Annotated in this window: 17 protein-coding genes and 9 pseudogenes; 13 read left to right on the plus strand and 13 right to left on the minus strand. The window is 58.5% G+C overall.

Features of this window, described 5'->3' with window-relative positions:
- Positions 1–134: 134 nt before the first annotated feature.
- A pseudogene (locus IVB50_RS00805) lies at positions 135–1,141 on the minus strand (IS110 family transposase).
- A gap of 55 nt (positions 1,142–1,196) precedes the next feature.
- On the opposite strand from IVB50_RS00805, the pseudogene IVB50_RS00810 reads away from it, so the two are divergent.
- A pseudogene (locus tag IVB50_RS00810) lies at positions 1,197–1,739 on the plus strand (transposase); the annotation flags it as partial.
- Between the two features lie 30 nt (positions 1,740–1,769).
- Here IVB50_RS00810 and IVB50_RS00815 read toward each other — a convergent pair.
- Together IVB50_RS00815 and IVB50_RS00820 are read right to left on the minus strand one after the other, a co-directional pair.
- Complete coding sequence (locus IVB50_RS00815) at positions 1,770–2,429, minus strand: transposase (protein ID WP_247293806.1); 660 nt, start codon at positions 2,427–2,429, stop codon at positions 1,770–1,772.
- Between the two features lie 42 nt (positions 2,430–2,471).
- The gene (locus IVB50_RS00820) at positions 2,472–2,858 is read right to left on the minus strand and encodes a hypothetical protein (protein WP_247293808.1); all 387 of its coding nucleotides are present in this window, start codon (positions 2,856–2,858) and stop codon (positions 2,472–2,474) included.
- A 321-nt stretch (positions 2,859–3,179) separates the two neighbouring features.
- Here IVB50_RS00820 and IVB50_RS00825 point away from each other — a divergent pair.
- The 5 genes and pseudogenes from IVB50_RS00825 to IVB50_RS00845 all read left to right on the plus strand — a co-directional run.
- Positions 3,180–3,438 (plus strand): annotated as a pseudogene (locus IVB50_RS00825) (transposase domain-containing protein); the annotation flags it as partial.
- Positions 3,439–3,440: 2 nt separating this feature from the next.
- A complete protein-coding gene (locus IVB50_RS00830) occupies positions 3,441–3,683 on the plus strand; it encodes a hypothetical protein (RefSeq protein WP_247293810.1) in 243 nt (80 codons plus the stop codon).
- 130 nt (positions 3,684–3,813) lie between these two features.
- Complete coding sequence (locus IVB50_RS00835) at positions 3,814–4,284, plus strand: hypothetical protein (protein WP_247293821.1); 471 nt, start codon at positions 3,814–3,816, stop codon at positions 4,282–4,284.
- Positions 4,275–4,757 carry a tyrosine-type recombinase/integrase gene (locus IVB50_RS00840; RefSeq protein WP_247293877.1) on the plus strand — a complete coding sequence of 161 codons (483 nt, stop codon included), beginning with the start codon at positions 4,275–4,277 and terminating at the stop codon, positions 4,755–4,757. Before IVB50_RS00835 ends, IVB50_RS00840 begins: the two co-directional genes overlap by 10 nt.
- Positions 4,758–5,468: 711 nt before the next feature.
- A complete protein-coding gene (locus IVB50_RS00845) occupies positions 5,469–5,729 on the plus strand; it encodes a tyrosine-type recombinase/integrase (protein ID WP_346771292.1) in 261 nt (86 codons plus the stop codon).
- Positions 5,730–5,823: 94 nt separating this feature from the next.
- On the opposite strand, the pseudogene IVB50_RS00850 reads toward IVB50_RS00845, so the two are convergent.
- The 4 genes and pseudogenes from IVB50_RS00850 to IVB50_RS00865 form a co-directional block, all read right to left on the minus strand.
- A pseudogene (locus IVB50_RS00850) lies at positions 5,824–6,165 on the minus strand (helix-turn-helix domain-containing protein); the annotation flags it as partial.
- A 94-nt stretch (positions 6,166–6,259) separates the two neighbouring features.
- On the minus strand, positions 6,260–6,556 hold the full coding sequence (locus tag IVB50_RS00855; protein ID WP_247293831.1) for a leucine zipper domain-containing protein: 297 nt from the start codon (positions 6,554–6,556) through the stop codon (positions 6,260–6,262).
- A 459-nt stretch (positions 6,557–7,015) separates the two neighbouring features.
- On the minus strand, positions 7,016–7,966 hold the full coding sequence (locus tag IVB50_RS00860) for a transketolase C-terminal domain-containing protein (RefSeq protein ID WP_247293843.1): 951 nt from the start codon (positions 7,964–7,966) through the stop codon (positions 7,016–7,018).
- A gap of 16 nt (positions 7,967–7,982) precedes the next feature.
- Complete coding sequence (locus tag IVB50_RS00865; protein ID WP_247293853.1) at positions 7,983–8,816, minus strand: transketolase; 834 nt, start codon at positions 8,814–8,816, stop codon at positions 7,983–7,985.
- Between the two features lie 670 nt (positions 8,817–9,486).
- Between IVB50_RS00865 and IVB50_RS00870 the strand changes: the two are divergent.
- The 3 genes and pseudogenes from IVB50_RS00870 to IVB50_RS00880 all read left to right on the plus strand — a co-directional run.
- Positions 9,487–10,008 (plus strand): annotated as a pseudogene (locus IVB50_RS00870) (transposase); the annotation flags it as partial.
- A 437-nt stretch (positions 10,009–10,445) separates the two neighbouring features.
- Positions 10,446–10,997 carry a hypothetical protein gene (locus IVB50_RS00875; protein WP_247293856.1) on the plus strand — a complete coding sequence of 184 codons (552 nt, stop codon included), beginning with the start codon at positions 10,446–10,448 and terminating at the stop codon, positions 10,995–10,997.
- An 87-nt stretch (positions 10,998–11,084) separates the two neighbouring features.
- Positions 11,085–11,276, plus strand: coding sequence for a carbamoyltransferase N-terminal domain-containing protein (locus tag IVB50_RS00880; protein WP_247293935.1), 192 nt, complete (start codon positions 11,085–11,087; stop codon positions 11,274–11,276).
- A gap of 173 nt (positions 11,277–11,449) precedes the next feature.
- Here IVB50_RS00880 and IVB50_RS00885 read toward each other — a convergent pair whose 3' ends face one another.
- From IVB50_RS00885 to IVB50_RS00910, 6 genes and pseudogenes are all read right to left on the minus strand, one after another.
- A complete protein-coding gene (locus IVB50_RS00885; protein WP_247293858.1) occupies positions 11,450–12,046 on the minus strand; it encodes an IS66 family transposase zinc-finger binding domain-containing protein in 597 nt (198 codons plus the stop codon).
- 69 nt (positions 12,047–12,115) lie between these two features.
- Positions 12,116–12,469 (minus strand): IS66 family insertion sequence element accessory protein TnpB, encoded by a 354-nt coding sequence (tnpB, locus tag IVB50_RS00890; protein ID WP_106329899.1) that lies wholly within the window; start codon positions 12,467–12,469, stop codon positions 12,116–12,118.
- On the minus strand, positions 12,466–12,888 hold the full coding sequence (locus IVB50_RS00895) for a transposase (protein WP_247293859.1): 423 nt from the start codon (positions 12,886–12,888) through the stop codon (positions 12,466–12,468). The genes tnpB and IVB50_RS00895 overlap by 4 nt, the downstream gene beginning before the upstream one ends.
- A gap of 38 nt (positions 12,889–12,926) precedes the next feature.
- A complete protein-coding gene (locus IVB50_RS00900; protein ID WP_247293870.1) occupies positions 12,927–13,124 on the minus strand; it encodes a hypothetical protein in 198 nt (65 codons plus the stop codon).
- 466 nt (positions 13,125–13,590) lie between these two features.
- Entirely contained in the window at positions 13,591–13,743 is a 153-nt protein-coding gene (locus IVB50_RS00905) for a hypothetical protein (protein ID WP_247293873.1), read from the minus strand.
- A gap of 327 nt (positions 13,744–14,070) precedes the next feature.
- Positions 14,071–14,411: pseudogene (locus IVB50_RS00910) on the minus strand (helix-turn-helix domain-containing protein); the annotation flags it as partial.
- 714 nt (positions 14,412–15,125) lie between these two features.
- On the opposite strand from IVB50_RS00910, the gene IVB50_RS00915 reads away from it, so the two are divergent.
- From IVB50_RS00915 to IVB50_RS00930, 4 genes and pseudogenes are all read left to right on the plus strand, one after another.
- Positions 15,126–16,481, plus strand: coding sequence for an LLM class flavin-dependent oxidoreductase (locus IVB50_RS00915; protein ID WP_247293875.1), 1,356 nt, complete (start codon positions 15,126–15,128; stop codon positions 16,479–16,481).
- Positions 16,482–16,887: 406 nt separating this feature from the next.
- Positions 16,888–17,133, plus strand: a pseudogene (locus IVB50_RS00920) (IS5/IS1182 family transposase); the annotation flags it as partial.
- A 172-nt stretch (positions 17,134–17,305) separates the two neighbouring features.
- A pseudogene (locus tag IVB50_RS00925) lies at positions 17,306–18,484 on the plus strand (IS3 family transposase).
- A gap of 89 nt (positions 18,485–18,573) precedes the next feature.
- Positions 18,574–19,603 (plus strand): annotated as a pseudogene (locus tag IVB50_RS00930) (IS110 family transposase).
- The last annotated feature ends 119 nt before the right edge of the window (positions 19,604–19,722 follow it).

The raw sequence follows: 19,722 nt of genomic DNA on the forward strand, positions 1-19,722 counted from the left end.
TAACTCCGGTCGGGCTACGCCCTCCCTGCGTCACGAGCCCGGCGAAGCTCTCTCATCCTGATTGACGCTGCACTTCCATCCTGATTGCCGCGCCGCACTCTGTTTTTGCCCTCGCAAACGGAACCACGCTGGATTTATACCTGCGCACGGTACTCTTCACCATTGGCCATGATCGCCCAAGCGATCCGTGCAGTTTTGTGAGCAAGCGCCACCGTCACGACATTGAAGGGACGCCTGCTAAGCAGCTCTGTTATCCAGGCATTGGTGACCTGATGAATGCGGACGCGATGAACGGCCGCTCGGGCGCCATGTATCAGCAACTTACGAATGTAGCCGTCGCCGCGCTTGCTGATACCGCCCAAACGCTCCTTACCCCCCGGTCGAGTGCTGCTTCGGTACTAATCCCAGCCAGGCAGCGAAATGCCTTGCCGAAGCGAACTGTTGTGGATGGTCGACAGACGCCGCGAGCGCGGTGGCAGCAAATGGGACAATGCCCGCGACCTTCATGAGACGCGGACAGACTTCATTGTCTTTGGGCAGTTGCAAGGATCACCTTCTCATAGCTTTCAATGTGTAGCTCAAGATCTTCGATCTGATCGACAAGGATTGAAAGGGCGCTGCGAGCGCTCTGTGGAATACGCTCGTCAACGTCCACGAGTGACATGAGCTCTCTCGCGTTTGCTTTTCCCTTCCCGGTCACTATCCCCAACTCGCCCAAATGACCACGCAGAGCATTTATCGCGCCGGTGCGCTGTCGAATGAGCAAATCGCGCGTGCGATGTAGCATCAAAATTCCCTGCTGTTCGACGGATTTTACAGGGACAAAGCGCATGCTAGGCCGCTGGACGGCTTCCCAGCACGCCTCCGCGTCAGCAGCATCATGCTCGTTTGTCTTCACGTAGGCACGGACGTAGCGGGCCGGCATAAGACGTGCTCTGTGTCCAAGCTTTACTAGTTCGCGAGCCCAATGATGAGCGCTGCCGCAAGCCTCAAGACCAACGAGACAACTTGGAAGCCGTGAAAAGAAATCGAGAACCTTCCCGCGGGCGAGCTTTTTGCGGATAATTTCTCCATCCGCCGTAATCCAGTGGATTTGAAACCAGCACTTCGAGATATCAAGCCCGATTGTCATCATAGCCATAGCTCGCTCTCCTTCAGGTGCTCTTTGCAGCTTATCAGGGCGGGGACCGTCCATCTCATTAGTTCGCGACGATCGGCCATTCGGCGGGCGAGATCGACCGGCGGCGCTGTTCTACGCCTCACGTGATCGGCGCGGCGAGCATCCCGCGCGGCATCTTCAGAACTTCTCCGGCATCCTGCAGGCCGATGCCTATAGCGGGTTCAACGCTCCCTTCGATCCCGGACGCAAGGCGTTGCCGGCTACGCCCGCCTTCTGTTGGGCACATGGCCGGAAGGCGTTCTTCGAACTCGCCGACATCGCCCAGAACGCTCGCCGTCGGAGGATCGGCGACGGCGATCTCGCCCGTTGCGCTGGAAGCGGTTCGTCGGAATGACCAATTGTTCGAGATCGAGCGCGACATTTATGGGCTGAGCGCTGAGGAGCGGCTGCAGATCCGCCGGGAGAGAAGCGCGCCACTGCTGACCGACCTTGAGGCTTGGCTCCCGGCGGAATCTGCCCGGCTTTCACGTTCGTCTAACGTGATTAAGCCGATCAACTATCTGCTCAACCGTTGGGGGGCTTTGCCCGCCTTGTCCACGACGGACGGATCTGCATGACACGGATGGTGTTGAGAAGCCCTATCGTCAGTTCAAGGCCACTTTTTTGGCTTCTCCTTCCACCATCCGCTCATACGCCTGCTCGACGCGTGTGACATAGCCAGCTCCCGCTCACGCAGTTCCTTGATCCAGTAGTCCCGACCCGGGCCAGCCTTGCCATAGGCACGAGGCGCTCCAGCCTTGAGTGCCACCTTCCGGAGTTTCATCGCTGTGAACGCCGGTCGTGCGTAAGCATAATCTTTCCCGGTCGTCAGGACGTGCCAGATCATCACTGCGAGCTTACGTGCCGTGGCGACGGCCGCGACTCCAGGCCCATGCTTCTTCTGCATGCGATTGAAGAAGGCCCGCAGCGGTCCCGGCGCCGTCTTGGCCGACCAGGCCGCTTCAACCAGCATCTTGCGGGCGTCACGATTGCCCTGTTTCGAGATACGACCATGCCTTGCCGGATGCTCTCTCGATTGCCGAACTCGAGGGGGCAAACCGAAGTAGCTGCTGAGCTTATCCGGTGACTGGAAGCGTGCGATGTCGCCGATGGAGGCGAGTACACTCGATGCGACGACCGAACTCACGCCGGGGATCGTCATCAGCTTGACAGCCCGTGGATCGTCCAGAGCCTGTTGGGCGACGACTTTGTCGATTTCCGACAGTTGCTTCGTCACGCGTTCGAGTTCCGGGTTAAGACGCTGGAGCATCGCACGCTCCTCCGATGGAAGAGGCAGACTGTCCAGCCAATGCTATCCGCGCTTGCCGAAGAGATAGCCTTTGTAGGGCGGGATGAGGTTGGCATGCAGGATAGCCTTCATGCGTCCTTTAATCCGGATGACGCCAGCGCGCTCGGCCATCCGACGCCGGCGGCTGTAGGTGTCCTCGTCAGCAACCCAGACCTCCGGCAAGAAGCCAGCAGCATGCAACTTTGCCAGGGTCCCAGCATCGACCTTGTTCGTTTTGACTCGTGCATAGGCGATCGCCCGAACGAGCCTCGGATTGGCGACCGCGACGCGCTTAACGTGCGGGCGCAGAATACGTTCGACCGCCGCGCTGTTGCCCGTTACCTCGATGACCGCCTCATCCTCGAGGCTTAGTGTCTTAGAAGGCGACAAGCCTATCGTGGACGAGATCAACGCGGAGCTGTCGGATTATTGTTCCGTCCTCCAGGATGGCCGCTTGGGCGAAGGATCGGTGGATGTCCATGCCGACGATTTGCATGCTTGGTTCTCCTTTGTCTCAGGAGCCAGTGGCTTGCACGACATCTACGGATGCGCGCTCGCAGCGCAGCCGGGCAGGTCGTAGGGGCGGCCGAGTAACAAAGCGAGCTCACAGCTCATGGTCATGGCGGCCTGCCACCGTTTCGTGCTCCAGGGCCCCTATCCCTGCTTGGACAGACTAATCCGGACGACCGGTCGTCTCCGCCGGGTTTGAGCGCTAAAAACATCATGCCCTTTAACAATGCAGCGGAGCGAGCGTTGCGCGGTTTTGCTCTGGGAAGAAAGGCATGGTTGTTCGCCTTCTGATCGCGGCGCCGAACGGGCTGCCGTGATGGTCCCGCTTCTCATGACAGCGCGTCTCAACGACATCGACCCGAAAGCTTGGCTTGCCGACGTCTTCGCGCGCATCGCCGACATGCCGCAGAACCGCCTGCACGAGTTGCTGGCCTGGAACTGGACGCCTTCTGCGTCGAGGTCCTCCGCCCAGGCGGCGTAGCCATGCACGTCAACAAGGTTCACGCCGTCTTCACCATCGCTCGCGTCGCAAAAGACCTCGGCGAAGACGAGGACTGGCTCTGGGACGTGGCCAACGGAATGGACACAGAGGATGGCGTCATCTGGGTTTACGGCATAGGTGACGACCAGGTCATGGCGTTCACCGACTTCGGCATCGAAAACCTGATGGAGCTCATCAGGATGCACAAGGAAGACCCCGAACTCCTCAAGCGGTGGATTCTGTGAGCCGCTGTCCGCGGCCTAGCTCGGATGGATACCCCGTATGTGACATGGATGCGGCGGCGTCAACCAGCATCTACGCCCTGAACATGCAGGCGCTTCGCGAGGTCGGAGCGTTCGACCTGGGAGGCCTCCAATGATGCTGACCCATGTTGTCGACGCCTATCTTGCCAAGCAGCCGTCACTGGGTGCGCGTTTCGACTCCACTGAGGTTCTGCTCCGCAGGTTCTGCCGAGCGATGGGCAATCGAGATATCAGCGAAGTCACCCACGAGGCGGTAGCCGAGTTCCTCCAAGACAAAGGAGCGCTCAGTGCCACCTGGACGCTGCGATATAGGGTTTTGAGCCGCCTTTATAGATTTGCCATCAGTCGCGGGTACGCAGCATCCTCCCCACTGCCGACAACGTTTCCAAAGCTGCCGCCGCAACAAACGCCCTATGTTTATTCCACGGAAGAACTGCGCCGCTTTTTGGACGCGACCTCGATCCTGAAGGTCGGGCATCGCCCTCACGTGCCAGCTATGTACCGTACGCTCCTCTTGTTGCTGTACGGAAGCGGCTGCGCATTGGCGAGGCGCTTCGTTTGGTCTTGCAAGAAGTGGATCTGACTGATCAGTTCATGACCGTCCGTGACACAAAGTTCTTCAAAACGCGCCTCGTGCCAATCGGACCAAAGCTCAACCAGGGATTGGTCGAGTACGTCGAGCGCCGGCGCCGGCTCCCTCTGCCGCGCGGGCAAGCATCTCCATTATTCACTACGCGCGGCAGTCGCCCTTGGTACTATGTACGGGTCATCTCCTGGTTTCAGCATGTCCGCCGAGCCGCCGGAATCGGTTGCCCTGTCGGCGAGCCTCGACCTCCACGGCTGCACGATGTTCGCCACACAGCCGCGGTGCACCGGGTGATCGCATGGTATCGCTCCGGCCAGGAGGTGCAGCGACTGCTTCCGCAACTCGCAACCTACCTTGGCCACATCGATATCCGTTCAACCCAACGCTATTTGCAGATGACGCCGGATCTCCTCCAGGCGGCCAGCGTGCGCTTTGCTCTGTACGCCACGGAGGCCGACCATGAAGGATAAAGGCCTGCTTGGTCCGTGGGTCCGGCGGTTCTTACTGGAACATCTGGTCGCCGAGCGCAACCTTTCCCGCAATACCCAAGCCAGCTACCGCGACACTGTTGCTACCGTTTGCCAGCAAGCAGGGAGGCTGCGCCATCGATCGCATGACCGTGGAAGAGGTGACGCCGGAAGTCGTCCGCAAGTTCCTGGATCACCTACAGCAGGATCGCCAGTGCAGTGAGGTCACCCACAACCAACGGCTGGCGACCATCCATTCACTGGCGCGCCTTATCGGGACGCGTTCGCCGGTCCACCTGGCCTGGTGTTCCGAGATATGGGCAGTGCCATTCAAGAGAGACGAAGACGGCGATCGGATACCTCGAAACGGCCGAGATGGACGCGTTGCTAAACCAGCCTGACAGACGCACGAGTCTCGGGTGCGCGACCATGTTCTGTTGCTTTTCCTATACAACAGCGGTGCTCGCGCCGATGAGGCAGCAAAATTGACGGTGGGCAATCTCCAGTTAGGTGCGTCCCCGTCAGTGCGACTTCACGGCAAGGGAACAAGGTTAGAATCTGTCCATTGTGGTCAACGATGGCAAACTCGTTGACTCGTCTTGTGGCCGACCGAAACAAAAATGAAGCGGTCTTTCTAGGGCGGACGAAGCAGCCGCTGACGCGCTTCGGAATACACTGTCTCGTGACGCAATATGCCGCTATGCGGCCGAAACGGTGCCGACGTTGGCGACGAAGCGGGTGAGCCCACATACGGTTCGGCACACAACGGCCGTTCACCTGCTGCGCGCCGGCGTCGACATCAACACGATCCGTGCTTGGCTGGTCCACGTGTCATTAGACACCACGCACATCTATGCTGAAGTCGACCTGGAGATGAAAGCAGAGGCGTTAGCCAGGGTCGATAACAGCAGCCTGGGGCCGCCGCCTCGGCACCCCTCTCTCCCGTGGTTGATGGCATTCCGGAAGGCCCGGTAGGCCGAAAGGCCACACTCTTATGTTGCGGAGCGAGCCGAGGAGGTTGGCGAAATCCTTCTCACTTCAGCAGCGACAACATAAATCTGGCCGCAACATAACGCGAGTAGCGATACCCGCCGGGCTCGCCCGCGATGTACTCCTCCCACAGGATCGCCAGCGTCACATGTTGCGCCGGAGCTCGCGATGCACAGCCGCCCAGTCCGGCTCGGTTTGCCGGCGATGGCTCCGCCGGGGTGCCGCTGCCGGCCTTTGAAAACAGCCGGGCCTCCAGCACCGCGTCGATGACCTCCGCGGGCAATGGCCAGCTCAGCCCCGACGCCTCGAACCGACGGATCGTCAACCGCGCCGTCGAGGGCGCCGCGCCCACCCGCCGGGCGATCTCGCGGCACGGCATCCCGGCCGACTTTATTCTCATCACATCGCGCACGTGGCGCATCGCTAGCCTCTCCGTCGGCATCCCGGTCCCGTTCGCAAAGCCGAAAGGCGGGACCGTATCGGCGCCGGAAGAGGCCCCGTCACCCCGGGCGATATCATCCCGGAATGGTGGGCGAGAACATCTCGGAATGCCGGGCGACATCGCGCGCAATCCGCACTTCGGCGCACGTGGCAGGCAGGGTTTGGCTTGGCGACGAAAGGAGTCTTGAGGAGCGATCACGCAACCCCTCCACGCCTTCCTCGCGGAAGCGCTTGACCCACATGGCGATTGTCTTCACAGTAACATTGAACTGGAGCGCAGCTGCGGCCTTCGTCAGGCCCCCCTCGATCACACTCAGCACCATGGCCTCTCGATCTTTCGGTGTCAGAGGCGCATTCTTATGGATGTCCATTCGGTCCTCCGGGGATTGGCTAAAGCTTCGATAACTTCAGCTTCCTCGCTCCGGACCGGATGGACAACCTCCCGGAAGCTCACATCTAGTCCGTCTGACATCAAGCGGAGGCGTCGCCATTGGCCAGCCGCTCTAGATGTGAGCGTCATCAGGCTGGAACGCGACCACCTGCGAATGAGCCATTACGAGGCTAGTCTCCAGCTATTGTCGTCGAGTTCCTTTTTCGTCGCCTCGTCGCCTTCAGCAACATCCAGACGGCAAGCACGACGTAGTCACTGACGCCGGTGATTATCGGTCGCGGCGGAAGTCTCCGGCGCTGATTAACCTCCTTTACCGTGACCGTCAGCCGTACCGCGAGAACGGGGTTTGAAGGCGCTCGTAAGGCTGCCTGCGTGCGCAGTGGAACTCCATGCCCTCTATTCTTGAGTCGAAGACCGCCTTTGGCAGCGGTTCTTCAGATCATTCCGCGACGATAGGCCAAATCGAGCGGAGGGCTCTACCCGAGGCCGCGAGAATAGCGTTAGCCAGAGCGGAACCGCGAAGGCCAAAACTGGCGGCTGCATCGGCCGGGGCACCGTAGCTCAACGAAGGCTCAAACCAAGTACCGATTCTAGTCGTAGGCCGCAGAATATTCGCATCAGCTAACGTTTCGATGACCTTACTCCCTAGTCCCCCATCCCGGTGATGCTCCTCAACGACAATGACTTTGTCTGTCTTACCAGCGGAAATGCATAGAGACTCCGAGTCAAAAGGTCTGAGTGTTGGAAAGTGAAGCACCTCTGGATCAAGGCCCCCTTGGACCAGCAACTCTTCGACTTCATAAATAGCTGAGCTCACAACGCCAGTAGACACAATCAGAGCTTCTTTGCCAGACCGCAGGACACAGGCACGTCCCATTTCACCAATCGGACCTCGGCCATTTTTGCTGGCTTGGTCATAAGTCAATCGAATGTACAGCGGCCCGTCCCACTCGATGGACGATAACATGAGGCGCTGCAACTCCTTAGCGGATCGGGGAATGCATATCCCCATATTGGGCACCTGGCGTAGCAAAGCGACGTCTTCAAGCGCCATGTGCGTCGGGCCGAGCGTGGTAAGGTCGAGCCCGCATCCAGATCCGACTAGACGAACTGGAAGTCGTTGGAGACCAATGTCAATAAAGACCTGCTCGAACGCTCTTCTCGTGATGAACGCCGCCATTGCATGCACGTATGGAATGAGACCACCGCTTGCCAAGCCAGCTGCCATACCAACAACGTATTGCTCTGCTATACCTTCCATAAAAAAGCGCTGCGGAAAGGCGAGCCGCAATTCTTTCATGTCGTTGTAAGGTAGATCGGATCCCACGAAGACAATTCTGCGATCGTGTGTTGCTATCGTATTTAGCGTCTTTATGAGCGTTTCATGCATATCAGTTTTCTACTCTCTACGCACCCAATAACGACGGAATCGCGTCGAGTCCCGGCACTCTCCTGTAATGCCACTCTCCATTTTCCTCGAACTTTCCAAGTCCCTTTCCCTTTATTGTCTCGCAAATGATCACTGCAGGACGCGAGCCTGACGGAGGAAGCGATAGTACTTGCCGTATAGCGCGCAAGTCGTGTCCGGCTACATGACGAACGTCAAAGCCAATTTCACGCCACAGCGCCGGCATATAAGGCATAGGCAACACATTCTCTGCTGGCCCGTTTGATTGCTGACGGTTTCGATCGACCAGTACTGTGAGATTGGACAACTTGTGCTTCACGGCGTGGAATGCCGCCTCCCAATTTGTTCCCTCATTTAGCTCTCCGTCGCCCACCAGCACGTACACTTGGAAATCCTTTTCAGTGATGCGTGCGGCCAGAGCCATACCGATTGCTATCGGCAGTCCATGCCCCAGAGTCCCCGTAGTGGCCTCTATACCACGCGACACGTCGCGTTCCGGAAGGCCACCGAGCGGCGCTCCCATAGAACAAAATCGATCAAGCTCATGAGGTGAGATTAGGCCTTTGTACTCCATGACGGCATAGAGCGCCAGGCAGCCATGCCCTTTGCTTAGAATTAAGCGATCTCGACCATTGATGTCTACGGCATCTTGGGGCCGAAGAAGACGTTCATCATAGAGCGCAAGAAGAATTTCAATGATCGAAAACGAAGGGCTGACGTGGCCGGCAATGTTCCGGCGGACAAGTACCTCTACAATTCTTCGGCGTATTGCCATGGAGGTAGCGTCGAGCTCAGCGGTTTCTCGCTGATTGGTGGTCGCATGTATTGCCATTTTGCATATCGCCTCTCGATCAGTAGTGCACGTCAAGCGCGCTGACGACATTTCATTTGCATGCTGACATTCTCAGCGCACCTACCTTTGCTTGTAGGTAACTCTGCAGTATCAAGGGCGGCGGTATGAACGGTGAACAGTAATAGGCGGTAGCTCTGGTATTTCGAACCTGCGACCTGATGATGCGTCAGCTAATTCGGTTCGCGAACACAGTGCGAGCAGATCTCGCGGAATATGTCTGATTTCTCCCAAGGGCATTCTCACGTAAACCTGCTGATCTTATCCTGGGCGAACAGAGCCGCTTCCACATGCGGATCTCTTTGTGTTCGTTTAAAGCTTGATGCTCCCCGGCCTCAATGGCAAAGTTGAGGGATCGCAATATCAAACAGGCAGAGTGCCGAGCGAGCGAGGCCACGTGTAGGGAGCAAATGCCGCGCCAGAGGGAGCGTGGCTCGATCAGCTCTTAGCTTGTAAGCCCAGCATCGTGATAACTATCGTCTTTTGGCAATAGGGCACGTATAATGTTGGCCCGGCGTGAGAGATAATGGCCCGTACAACTAGATGCCGTAATGGGCCCTGCTCCGAGCAAGGGGTAGTGATGGTGCTGTCCCCGATAGATGTAACGGGGGCACGACCTGAGTCGGCTCCAAGCATCTGGAGACGGAGGACAGCCGTGGAGAACTAAGCCGGAATTGACGTGTCATTGGAACTGTCGAGCGTATGCGTTGTGGATGCCTAAGGTAAAATCCTGAAGGAAGCGAAGATCGCGAGCGAACCCGACGCCTTGGTTGAATCTTCGAGACGTTTGGCTTTGCAGTGAAGCGGATCGGGCTTAAAGCTGGGCCGCTGTAGCAATGGCTGCATGCGGGGCTGAAAAGAGCAGGGTTCGAGACGGTTGTGCTCGAAACGCGGCATGTGAAGGCCACACATTTTCTGCGATGACAGTGAAGACTGATCTCAAGGATGCGCGCGGGATCGCCCAGTTGATCCGGATGGGATGGTTTCAGCCAGGTACACGCAAAGTCGGTCGATGCGCAGGAGATCCTGGCACTCCTGGTCGCACGCAAACAGCTTCTCGGGCGGCTGATCGACGTGGAGTTGAGTATCCGCGGGATTCTGCGTGGCTTTGGGCTGAAGGTTGGTCTGGTGACGGAAGAATTTGGAAGCGCGGATCCGAGAGTTAGTTGCGGGTCAGGGGCAGTTCCGAATGGCGTTTGACAACAGAAGAACGGAACCGTGGTCCGATGGATGGTTCGTTATCGGCGGTTTGAGGGCTGGAGGCGGCGGCGTCGCTCGCAGAACCCTGTCGCTCAGTGCGCCTGTTCGTGAGCTCTTCGAGCTGTCATTCGAGCCGGCCGGAAAACAGCGCGATGGCGCACCCGTCTGGAAATCTTACAGTGCGCCGCCGAGGTGGCCGCAAGCGGGCTAGTGGCCGTCATCCCGCTCCTCGGTAGCTTGGGGGGGACATGTTGCAATTGCGAGAGCTAAACCGCGGTTCGTGTCCAGCGATTACAAGACTTCCCCTCAGGTCAACTATCAACGCTATCAATTGATCTTCATGAGAACCAAGGGGTAAGTAGCTAACTAGACCGTCCGTGTATCACAAACTGATGGATTGGAGAGCGCCGCATGAGAGCAAAGATTGCCCTGACGGGTCACACGCGCGGAATCGGGTCATCTTTGTATGATTTCTACCTAGCTAGTGGCCATGAGATTCGTGGCTTTAGCAAGTCGAACGGCTACAACTTGCCCGACAAGATACCACAGCTTCTGAAAGAAGCGGATGACTGCGATGTTTTTATCAACAATGCCTATTCCGATGGAGCACAGATCGTTTTGCTCTCAAACCTGTGGGAGCGTTGGAAGGGTAAGGACAAGATCATCCTCAATATTAGTAGCATTCGTGCGCGGTACGTTAAAGCTCCCGACCCACGTTATGCCGCCTTCAAAGCGGGTCTCGACAAGATGGCAAAGGAATGTCTGAGTCGAGGACCGCTTCCCAAAATCCTATCTGTCAGTCCAGGAGTCGTAGACACGGTTTCGAACATCAATCGGGCGGGCCCAAAGCTGACCATTGACCAAGCGGTGAAGGTCATTGATTGGGTACTGTTCAATCCGATTGGCGCCCTGGTTTCCGAAATAACCTTTATACATCCTGAGCAACAGATGACGGTCGGCTAATGCGGGTCGGAGTCAATCTTCAAAATCAATCGAATCGTTAACTTAGGAATGGAGAGCGCGACCGTGTCTGCGGCATCAAACTTACGCATGACGGAGAGGTCGCTCTCTTGTCGAGCGACACCTATCACTCTCAAAGGGGCACCGTATGATGGCCGGCTTATCCTTAATAGTAGCTATCCCCACGTTACAGGTCACCTAGCCTCCGCATACTGCACCAGCCCTTTTACTAGCGCCGAACAATCTTGTAGCGAGACCGAACTTTGGACCACCCAGAACTAGAGTTTTGCGCCTCCGCCGCGCATTCTGCGCAAGACCCTCGCCACCTATTTGCTCCAGATCGCCATGCTGGGCGGCTACCGCGCACGCAACCACGATGAGACCAAGGCGCCGGTACTCGATCCGGGGCGCGGCCAAACGAAATCTCCGACCGACGTAAGCGCTTAGCCGTGAGCCTATTGAGGCACGATCACGTGCGCGATGGCCGCTTCGGTCGGCAGCCCGCCGGGCACGACGTGCTCCGGTGCGTGCGCCTGCACGACGGGGCCCGCGCAGCGGCGACAGATGTATTTCGGGCGGCGCGTGACCAACACCCGCCATTGCGCCGGGATCACGTCGAGCCGTTTGCTGACGTCCTCGCCGATCTTCGCCATGGCACCGCAACCGCACGGACAGAGCGTGCTCGCAGGCTCGATGATCCGTTCCACCCGCGGCAAATGGGCAGGCAAGCAGCCGCAATTGCGATGAGGACCTTGATCCGGCACGTTCCGCGATCGGCCATTGATCACAGTCTCGGCTCTCTCCTGCGCCGCGTCCAGGATGCCTTGCGCGATCTCCACGTCTTCCAGCGGTAAGTGATACTGATCTGGCCGCAGCTTCTCGGACTTCGCGCCGAACTTCTCGCGTCGCAATTCGCCGAGGATGACCTCCAACCGACGCCGCGCCTCTTCCGACGTCGCCAGCGCCCCCTGATGCTCGCTCAACGCCGCCTGCGTTTGAGCCAAAAGCGCTTTCAGTTGTTCATTTTCGTCGCGCAGCGCCGCGATGCTCATGCGCTATTTCGAGCACATCGCCGCCGCGCGTGCCACGTTCAAAATAGCTTCCGAGTCATTCTGCCGCAGCTATCCAGCCACCTGGGGACGCCGCGCTTCTTCCGGGCGGACCAACCTCCAATCCAGCCCCTCGAACAGGGCTGCGAACATCGCCGGCGATATGCGCATCACGCCGTCTGCGATCGTTGGCCAAACGAACTTGCAACCTTCGAGACGCTTGTGCACTAACACCAGGCCCGTTCGATCCCAGACCAAAATCTTGATCCGGTCCGCTCGTTTCGATCGGAACACGAAGGCTGCGCCGCTGAACGGGTCGAGACGAAGCATCTCCTGCACCTTCGCCGCAAGCCCATCGTGGCCACAGCGGAAGTCGATCGGCCGCGTCGCGATGTAAATCTTCAGATCGGCACCGGCCGCGATCATCGTGACGCTCGCACTGCGCGGATCACCCGGGACAGCTGCTCGCCATCTATGGCCATATCCGTCCGCAGAATGACATCACCGATCGCAATCTCAAGCTTGATCGCCGGAACCTGACGCTCCTCCAACGCACCTTCCACGACCAGCGGCGCGAATGTCGGATGCGACGCCTCGCACGGCGGCAACACGCCCCGTTGCCGAAGCCGCCGTCGCCAATCGTAGATCTGCCAGCGCGTCGCTCCGTGCTTGCGCGCCACCTCGGCCACCTGGGCACCGGGCAACAGACTCTCGGCGACGATCCGAGCTCTCTCCGCTTCCGAACGCACGCGGCGCCCCGACGGTCCTTCAAGAACTTCCAACCGGCTCACCGACCCCGCCGACGGGCCGTCTAAATGGACGTCCTTTTTGCTGTCCAATCCCATCTCAAACCTCCGTCCAACCCGGAGGCTTCTTCGCACAGCTATCCCGATCCCGAACCAAGGGCTCCGGCTAAGCGCTTACCGACCGACAGCTTGGTCACCAGCTTCCAGTCGATCTGGGGACGGTCCGCCGGCGGGTCGATCTCAAGCGCTTGGATGTAGGTGAGAAGCTGAGGACTGTATCGCTTCTGTTTGCCGACGGGCGGCAAGGTTTGGATGGCGGCGAACTTCACGTGCACGCACGCCGTCTCATCCTGTCCGATCGAGACGTAATGGCGCGCCCCGCCCAAGGCGCAGCCGAGAGCTGGGAGAATACCCGATGAGCTCCCTCCGGTTGCTCCGCGCCAGCGGGCGCGGCGGCCAACCGATTGGTCTGTACTCGCACTAAAAAGCGCGTGCCGAGATCCTGCGCCAGGCAAAAGAGCTCGTAGATGTCGCTCTCGCGGTCGGCCACATGCACGCAGCGCTCTGGCGTGCCCACGAGCGCTATCGACTGGCACAGGTTCTCCAGCCAGCGATAACTTTCCTTCGTCTCGATCGGCACGCGCGTGGGGTTCACGTGCCGCTTGACTCCATATTCCCTTGAACTTCGTGCGTGTCCAAAACTTCGCTGCCGTCAACCCGAGCGGCGTCGCGCCGAGAGTTACAGCCAGGCTCGAATGCATCAACACCCCACACAAGGTCACCACGTTGGGCTGACCCGCTTTATAACGTCAGGACGTTGATGGTCTTGGTAAAGCCGATTTTACCCGGCTGCGCACGGCCGTAGATGAACTCGGTGGCATCCTGCAGAATGAGGATTGGTCCTTCGCTCGCCGCGCAACGCATGGCGGTCGCAGCAAAATGCCCGGCCAGCATCCCATGCTCGGTAACGCGCGGGTTGTCGAAAAAGCGTTAGGCCGCCTTCGTTGCCGCCCAGTGACCGCACGCGGCCGGGACGGGTTGGCCAGGTGCTGCCGACACTGATCAAGCAAGCGGCCAAATCGGCGCGCCAGCCGCTTGTCCGGCAGCCCTGCTAAAACGACTTCGTCGTCATGCCAGCCTGGAGCACCGGCTCTCGTGTCTCCGTTCATCTGTGACGCCTCCGCGAATCGGCGTCACAGACAGAATCACAGAAGATTCAACCGGTGCAAATCCTAGGTCCGAGATGTGGGTAATTGAAAGCTACGCCGGATGCTTACGGCGTTTCTCGTCGACGCTGAGGACAACGGCCCGGTTCGGTGGACAGGTAAAGCCCGACAATATTATCGACAATAGTGGATCGCTCGACAGCTTGAATGTCCGGCTGCAAGCCGAACGCCGACCGCATGCGGCGGATCGTGGTGTAAGAAAAGCCAGTGTTCGCAGCTATCGAGCGGATCGACCATGCGTCGCGTCGGGCGGTCTGGTACGCAATCTCCGCTCGATTACTCGCAACCCGATCATCGTCGATCGTTCGAGGGCGGCCATGGGCGGGCTTCGTCGAGTGGGCCATCACAGCGATACTTCAAGAATCGGGGGCGCCACTTGCCAACGGTACATTCATGGGTCGCCGCGTCCGAAGAATTTCTCCGCCAGCTCCGGTAGCTGCGGCGATGGCCGGTACACTTGCCAGCAATCGCCGATTCTCTAGAAAGTCATGATTACCGAATTCATGCTTCAGACATCATGATAAGACGCCTGCACAGGCGCGCCAGCATGTTTCGCAGATTGTAGCCCGCACAGCTGCAATTTCGGACGCGGCCCAAATTGTCTATTCGGCGAGAGCCAGATCGCAGCGAACGGCGCGATCGGCCGGCCTTTCACACCTGCATTTGCCACGAGCGCTCTCCTCTCTAGAGATGCGAGCGATCAATTAACCTCACTAATTCGCGTTCCAGACGACTAGTGCGGCCGCTACTTGTACTACTCAGGGAGTACATCTGAATTCGAAACACCTATAACTGTTGGTAGCTCCGTTTCATTGGGTTTGTTGGTAAGCAAGTGAAGCGACTTTGGAAAACCAGCTGGTGAATTGCGGCGGGAAGTTGATGCCCGAAGGGATCCTTATATCCGATCGTTCGGAGTGCAAAGTGAGTGCGGTGATTTGTTGCTTCTCTCGCGAGACCGGCCAACCCCTAGGAAAGCTGCTGCACGGAGTCTGTGGTGAAGGTGCTGGGGGCGAAAAGAGGCCGACGTGCTGCACTTCTTCGGTGCCTATGAACGCGCTCCAGCGGTCGAATGCAGCACACGAAAATGATTCCAACTATCGGAGACACGAAATGCGAAACAACGATGGTATGAAGCTCGGCTTGTATCTCGCCCGGACCGGATATCATGAGGGTGCGTGGCGCGATCCGAGTGTGCCTACAAATTGCGGAGCAGATATTGATCATTGTACTCATCTTGCCGCACTCGCTGAAAGTGCTGCGTTTCATTTTGTCTTTCTGGCTGATCACCAGGGCGTGATAGATAGTCATCAAGTTATAGCGCGTGTTGGACGCAACGATGGTTTTGAGCCAATTACACTTTTGTCGGCGCTCTCGTCGCGTACGCAGGACATCGGGCTCGTCGCGACAGCAACAACAACCTACTATCAACCTTTTCATATCGCACGGCTATTGGCATCCCTTGATCACTTATCGCATGGGCGGGCAGCGTGGAACGTCGTAACGTCCGCCATGGACCCCGAAGCTAAGAATTTCGGCGAGGAACAACTTCCAGATCACGATACGCGCTATATTCGAGCGAGAGAATTCGTACAGGTTGTTAAAGGTCTTTGGGACACCTGGCAAGACGACGCATTCGTACGCGACAAGCAGCGAGGCATTTACGTTGATGCCACGAAGATGCATGTGCTTAACCATCGCGGGAACTATTTTTCGGTGAGAGGCCCTTTGAATGTTGCAAGGCCTCCGCAAGGTCACCCGGTGTTGGTTCAGGCCGGCGCATCCACCGCGGGCTTACGCTTCGCTGCAGAAGTTGGCGAGGTAGTGTTCACCGCTGAACCGTCTCTCGAGAATGGTAAGCGAAGCTACGCGGCGGTTAAAGAAACGGCGCGTGCGTTTGGACGGGAGAGCGATCAGGTGCAAATCATGCCGGGGATTGTTCCGATTGTGGGGAGAACAAAGCAAGAGGCATCTGAAAAGCTTCGAATATTGCGATCGTTCACGCACATTGATGTGCAAATCGAGGCCGCTAATCTCTGGCTGGGGTCAGTGATCGATCTGCGTTCAGTTGACCTTGACGCGCGGGTTCCGGAGAGTTTACCGCAAACCAATTCCATCCAGAGTCGTCAGAAGGTGCTAGTTGAACTGGCCGCGCGCGAAAATTATACTTGGAGGCAACTGATTCAATCGGTGTCCGACAGCAGAGGTCACCTAATGGTTGTTGGAACTCCGGAAGATATTTCTACCAAGATGATAGAGAGATTCGAACAACGTGCGGCTGATGGATTCAATGTTCTACCGGCGACCGTTCCTGGCGAGCTCAAAGAGTTCATTGAGCTGGTCGTCCCCGAGTTACGCCGACGCGGAAAATTCAGATCCAGATATTCTGGTCGAACCTTAAGAGAGAATCTTGGTCTCTGGCGTCCCCCTCGTCGGGTTGAGCAGGTGGGCGCGACATGCCCTCCGTGAACGAGTTTGATCCGCACTCCATATTTCCGGCTCTGGAGCAAGCACAGCCGATCTGAGAAAATGAATGCAACTGTATTGCTGGGCTAATCCCAGCTTAATGTCTCTGGGGCGGAGATGGGGGTTCAACAACGACGTAGGATGAAAGGGCAGCTCATGGACTTGCAGTACTGGTATTGAGAGATGCCCTTGCTGCCTTCTGACCTGCCACGGAGGTTTCATCCAGCGGCAGTTCAGTTAGTCGTCCGTGAACAAGCCTGTAAGCGATTGAGCGGGAGTCTGTTTTTCGGATGCGGAGGCATTTGAGATTGCAGGGATTGGGAGCTTGTGAAGCCCAAACCCTGCAATTTCGTTTTATGGATTTCCCTTCGCTGCGGACCATGATTCTGTGTTGCATCGGAGGGGGACGATGCGGCCGAAGAAGGATAAGACGACGGGATCGAACGATCTGTTCCGGGCACGGCTGGACCAGATCATCAACATGAAGCACGAGCTGGTTCTGCTCGCTGGCAAGGTCGATTGGGACTGGATCGACGGCGAGATCGCGCCGCTCTACAGCGAGAACGGCCGGCCCGGGATCGAGACCCGCTTCGTGATCGGGCTGCTGTTGCTCAAGCACATTTACGGGTTGTCCGATGAGGGGGTCTGCGAACGCTCCGGCCCCGCTCAATTCGGCTTCTTAACGGACGACCAGTTAGAGTCTCGGGGTTTGTTGCAGCGAGACCGAACTTTGGACCACCAGAACTAGAGTTTTGCGCTCTGATGACCTTGCCCCACGGGCTTAATCCAGTTTGAAGTTCGCTCTGGCCCCACACGAGGACCGGAGCATGAAGCGCAGCCGCTTTTCGGAAGAGCAGATCATCGGGATCTTGAAGGAGCACGAGACCGGGGTTTCGGTCGCCGATCTGTGCCGCAAGCATGGCGTCAGCGACGCCAGCATCTACAAATGGAAGGCCAAGTTCGGCGGGATGGAGGTCTCGGAGGCCAAGCGGCTGAAGACACTGGAGGACGAGAATACACGGCTGAAGCGATTGCTGGCCGACGCCATGCTGGACAATGCGGCGCTGAAGGATCTTTTGGGAAAGAAGTGGTGACGCCCGCGGGGAAGCGGAAAGCCGTCGGCCATCTGCGAGAAGCATTCGGGATGAGCGAACGGCGGGCGTGTAAAGCCATCGGCTATTGCCGCATGACCATCAGATACCGGACAATCCGGGCGGATGATGCCTCCCTGCGTCAACGCATGAGGGCGATCGCCCAGGAGCGTCGTCGCTTCGGCTATCGGCGCTTGCATGTTCTGCTCAAGCGGGAGGGCTATCTGATCAACCACAAGAAACTGTTCCGGCTTTACCGGGAAGAGAAGCTCGCGGTGCGTCGCCGTGGCGGTCGCAAACGGGCAATTGGGACCAGGGCACCGATGATGGCGCCGATGGCCCCCAACGATCGTTGGTCGCTCGACTTCGTGTCGGATCAGCTCACCGACGGCCGTCGCTTCGCATTCTGACCGGGTTGACGATTGCACCCGCGAGTGTCTGGCGCTGGTGGCCGATACCTCGCTCTCGGGCGCCCGGGTGGCTCGGGAACTGGACCGCCTGATCACCGAGCGCGGCAAGCCCAAGACGGTGGTTAGCGACAACGGCACCGAACTCACCAGCAACGTTATTCTGACGTGGGCCGATCAGAGCCGCGTCGCTTGGCACTACATCGCGCCAGGCAAGCCCATGCCGAACGCCTTCATCGAGAGCTTCAACGGCCGGCTGCGGGATGAGTTGTTGAACGAGACGTTGTTCACCTCGCTGGCCCAGGCCCGTGTTGCGCTCGGATGCTGGCGCGCGGATTACAACGACACAGGACCGCACTCACGGCTCGGATGGAGGACGCCGTCGGAGTTCGCCATCACCTACAACCGCGACGGGATCTAGCGCTGCTGCGCTATGCTGAGGGCTCCCGTCGCTACCACCGCCCAAATGGGCAAATCCAACGACCGGGGCGAACTCAGGAATGGATAAAACTTGATGTGGTGGAACGGCCCGCTCCAACAGCATCAAAGTGCTAGAACGTGGTCGTTGTTCGAACGCCACAAAGGAGGGACCGTTCCGTGAAACAGGTTAGCACCATCGGGTTAGATTTGGCCAAGCACGTTTTCCAGGTTCACGGCGCGGATGCGGAGGGCTCGCCCGTGTTCAACAGGAAATTGCGACGCAGCGAGGTTCTGCGCTTCTTCGAGAAACTGCCACCATGCCTGGTGGGGATGGAAGCCTGCGGTAGCGCCCACTATTGGGCGCGCGAGATCGCAGCTCTCGGTCATGAGGTGCGGCTCATTCCGCCGGCTTATGTTAAACCTTTCGTAAAGCGAGGCAAAAAGGGATGCGGCGGACGCAGAGGCCATCAGCGAAGCGGTGACCCGCAAGACCATGCGCTTCGTCCCGATCAAGACGGCCGAGCAACAGGCTGCCGCGATGGTGCTGAAGACCCGCGCCCTTCTAGTGCGGCAGCGAACGCAGGCGGCCAACGCGTTGCGCGCGCATCTGGCCGAATTGGGCATCATCGCCACCGCTGGCCTGGCAAAGGTTGAGGCGCTGGTCGCAATCGTACGGGATGAGACAGATGCTCGCCTGCCCGCAGCAGCGCGCTTCGCGCTGAGGGCCATTGCCGACGAGATTGACGCTTCAGCCGACCAAATCGAGAGGCTCGAGCGCGTGATTGTTGTGGGGACCAAGCACGACGAGGACATGCGTCGGTTGACCACGATCCCCGGCGTCGGCGCCATCACGGCGGCGACCATCAAGGCGCTCGTGCCGGATCCCAGCGGGTTCAAGTCGGCTCGCCACTTTGCCGCCTGGCTGGGATTGACGCCGCGGCCTCATTCAAGCGGAGGCAAAGAGCGACTGGGAGGAATATCGAAGATGGGAAATCCGGAACTCCGCTCTCTGCTCGTTGTCGGGGCGACGGCCGTCTTGCGGGTTGTCCGAACCGACGCTCGGGCGCGGCCGTGGCTGAAGGCGCTTCTCGCCAGACGGCCCTTCAAGGTTGCAGCGTTCCGCGGATCTCATCGAGGCCAGCGGCCATGTGCCGCGCGCAAAGGCCGGACATATGACCGCACCGTTCCAATGTGTGAAATCGGCTGAAAAAGATCTTGCCACGCGGGCCAATGGTATGGACCCCGCCCTTGCGGCGGTGGAATCTCAAGCGTCAACTGCAGCGAAGGAGGATGTTATGCAGGTCGTTCGGATAGGTCTAGATCTGG

The organism is Bradyrhizobium sp. 87 (genome assembly GCF_023073015.1).
Classification (GTDB): Bacteria; Pseudomonadota; Alphaproteobacteria; order Rhizobiales; family Xanthobacteraceae; genus Bradyrhizobium; species Bradyrhizobium canariense_D.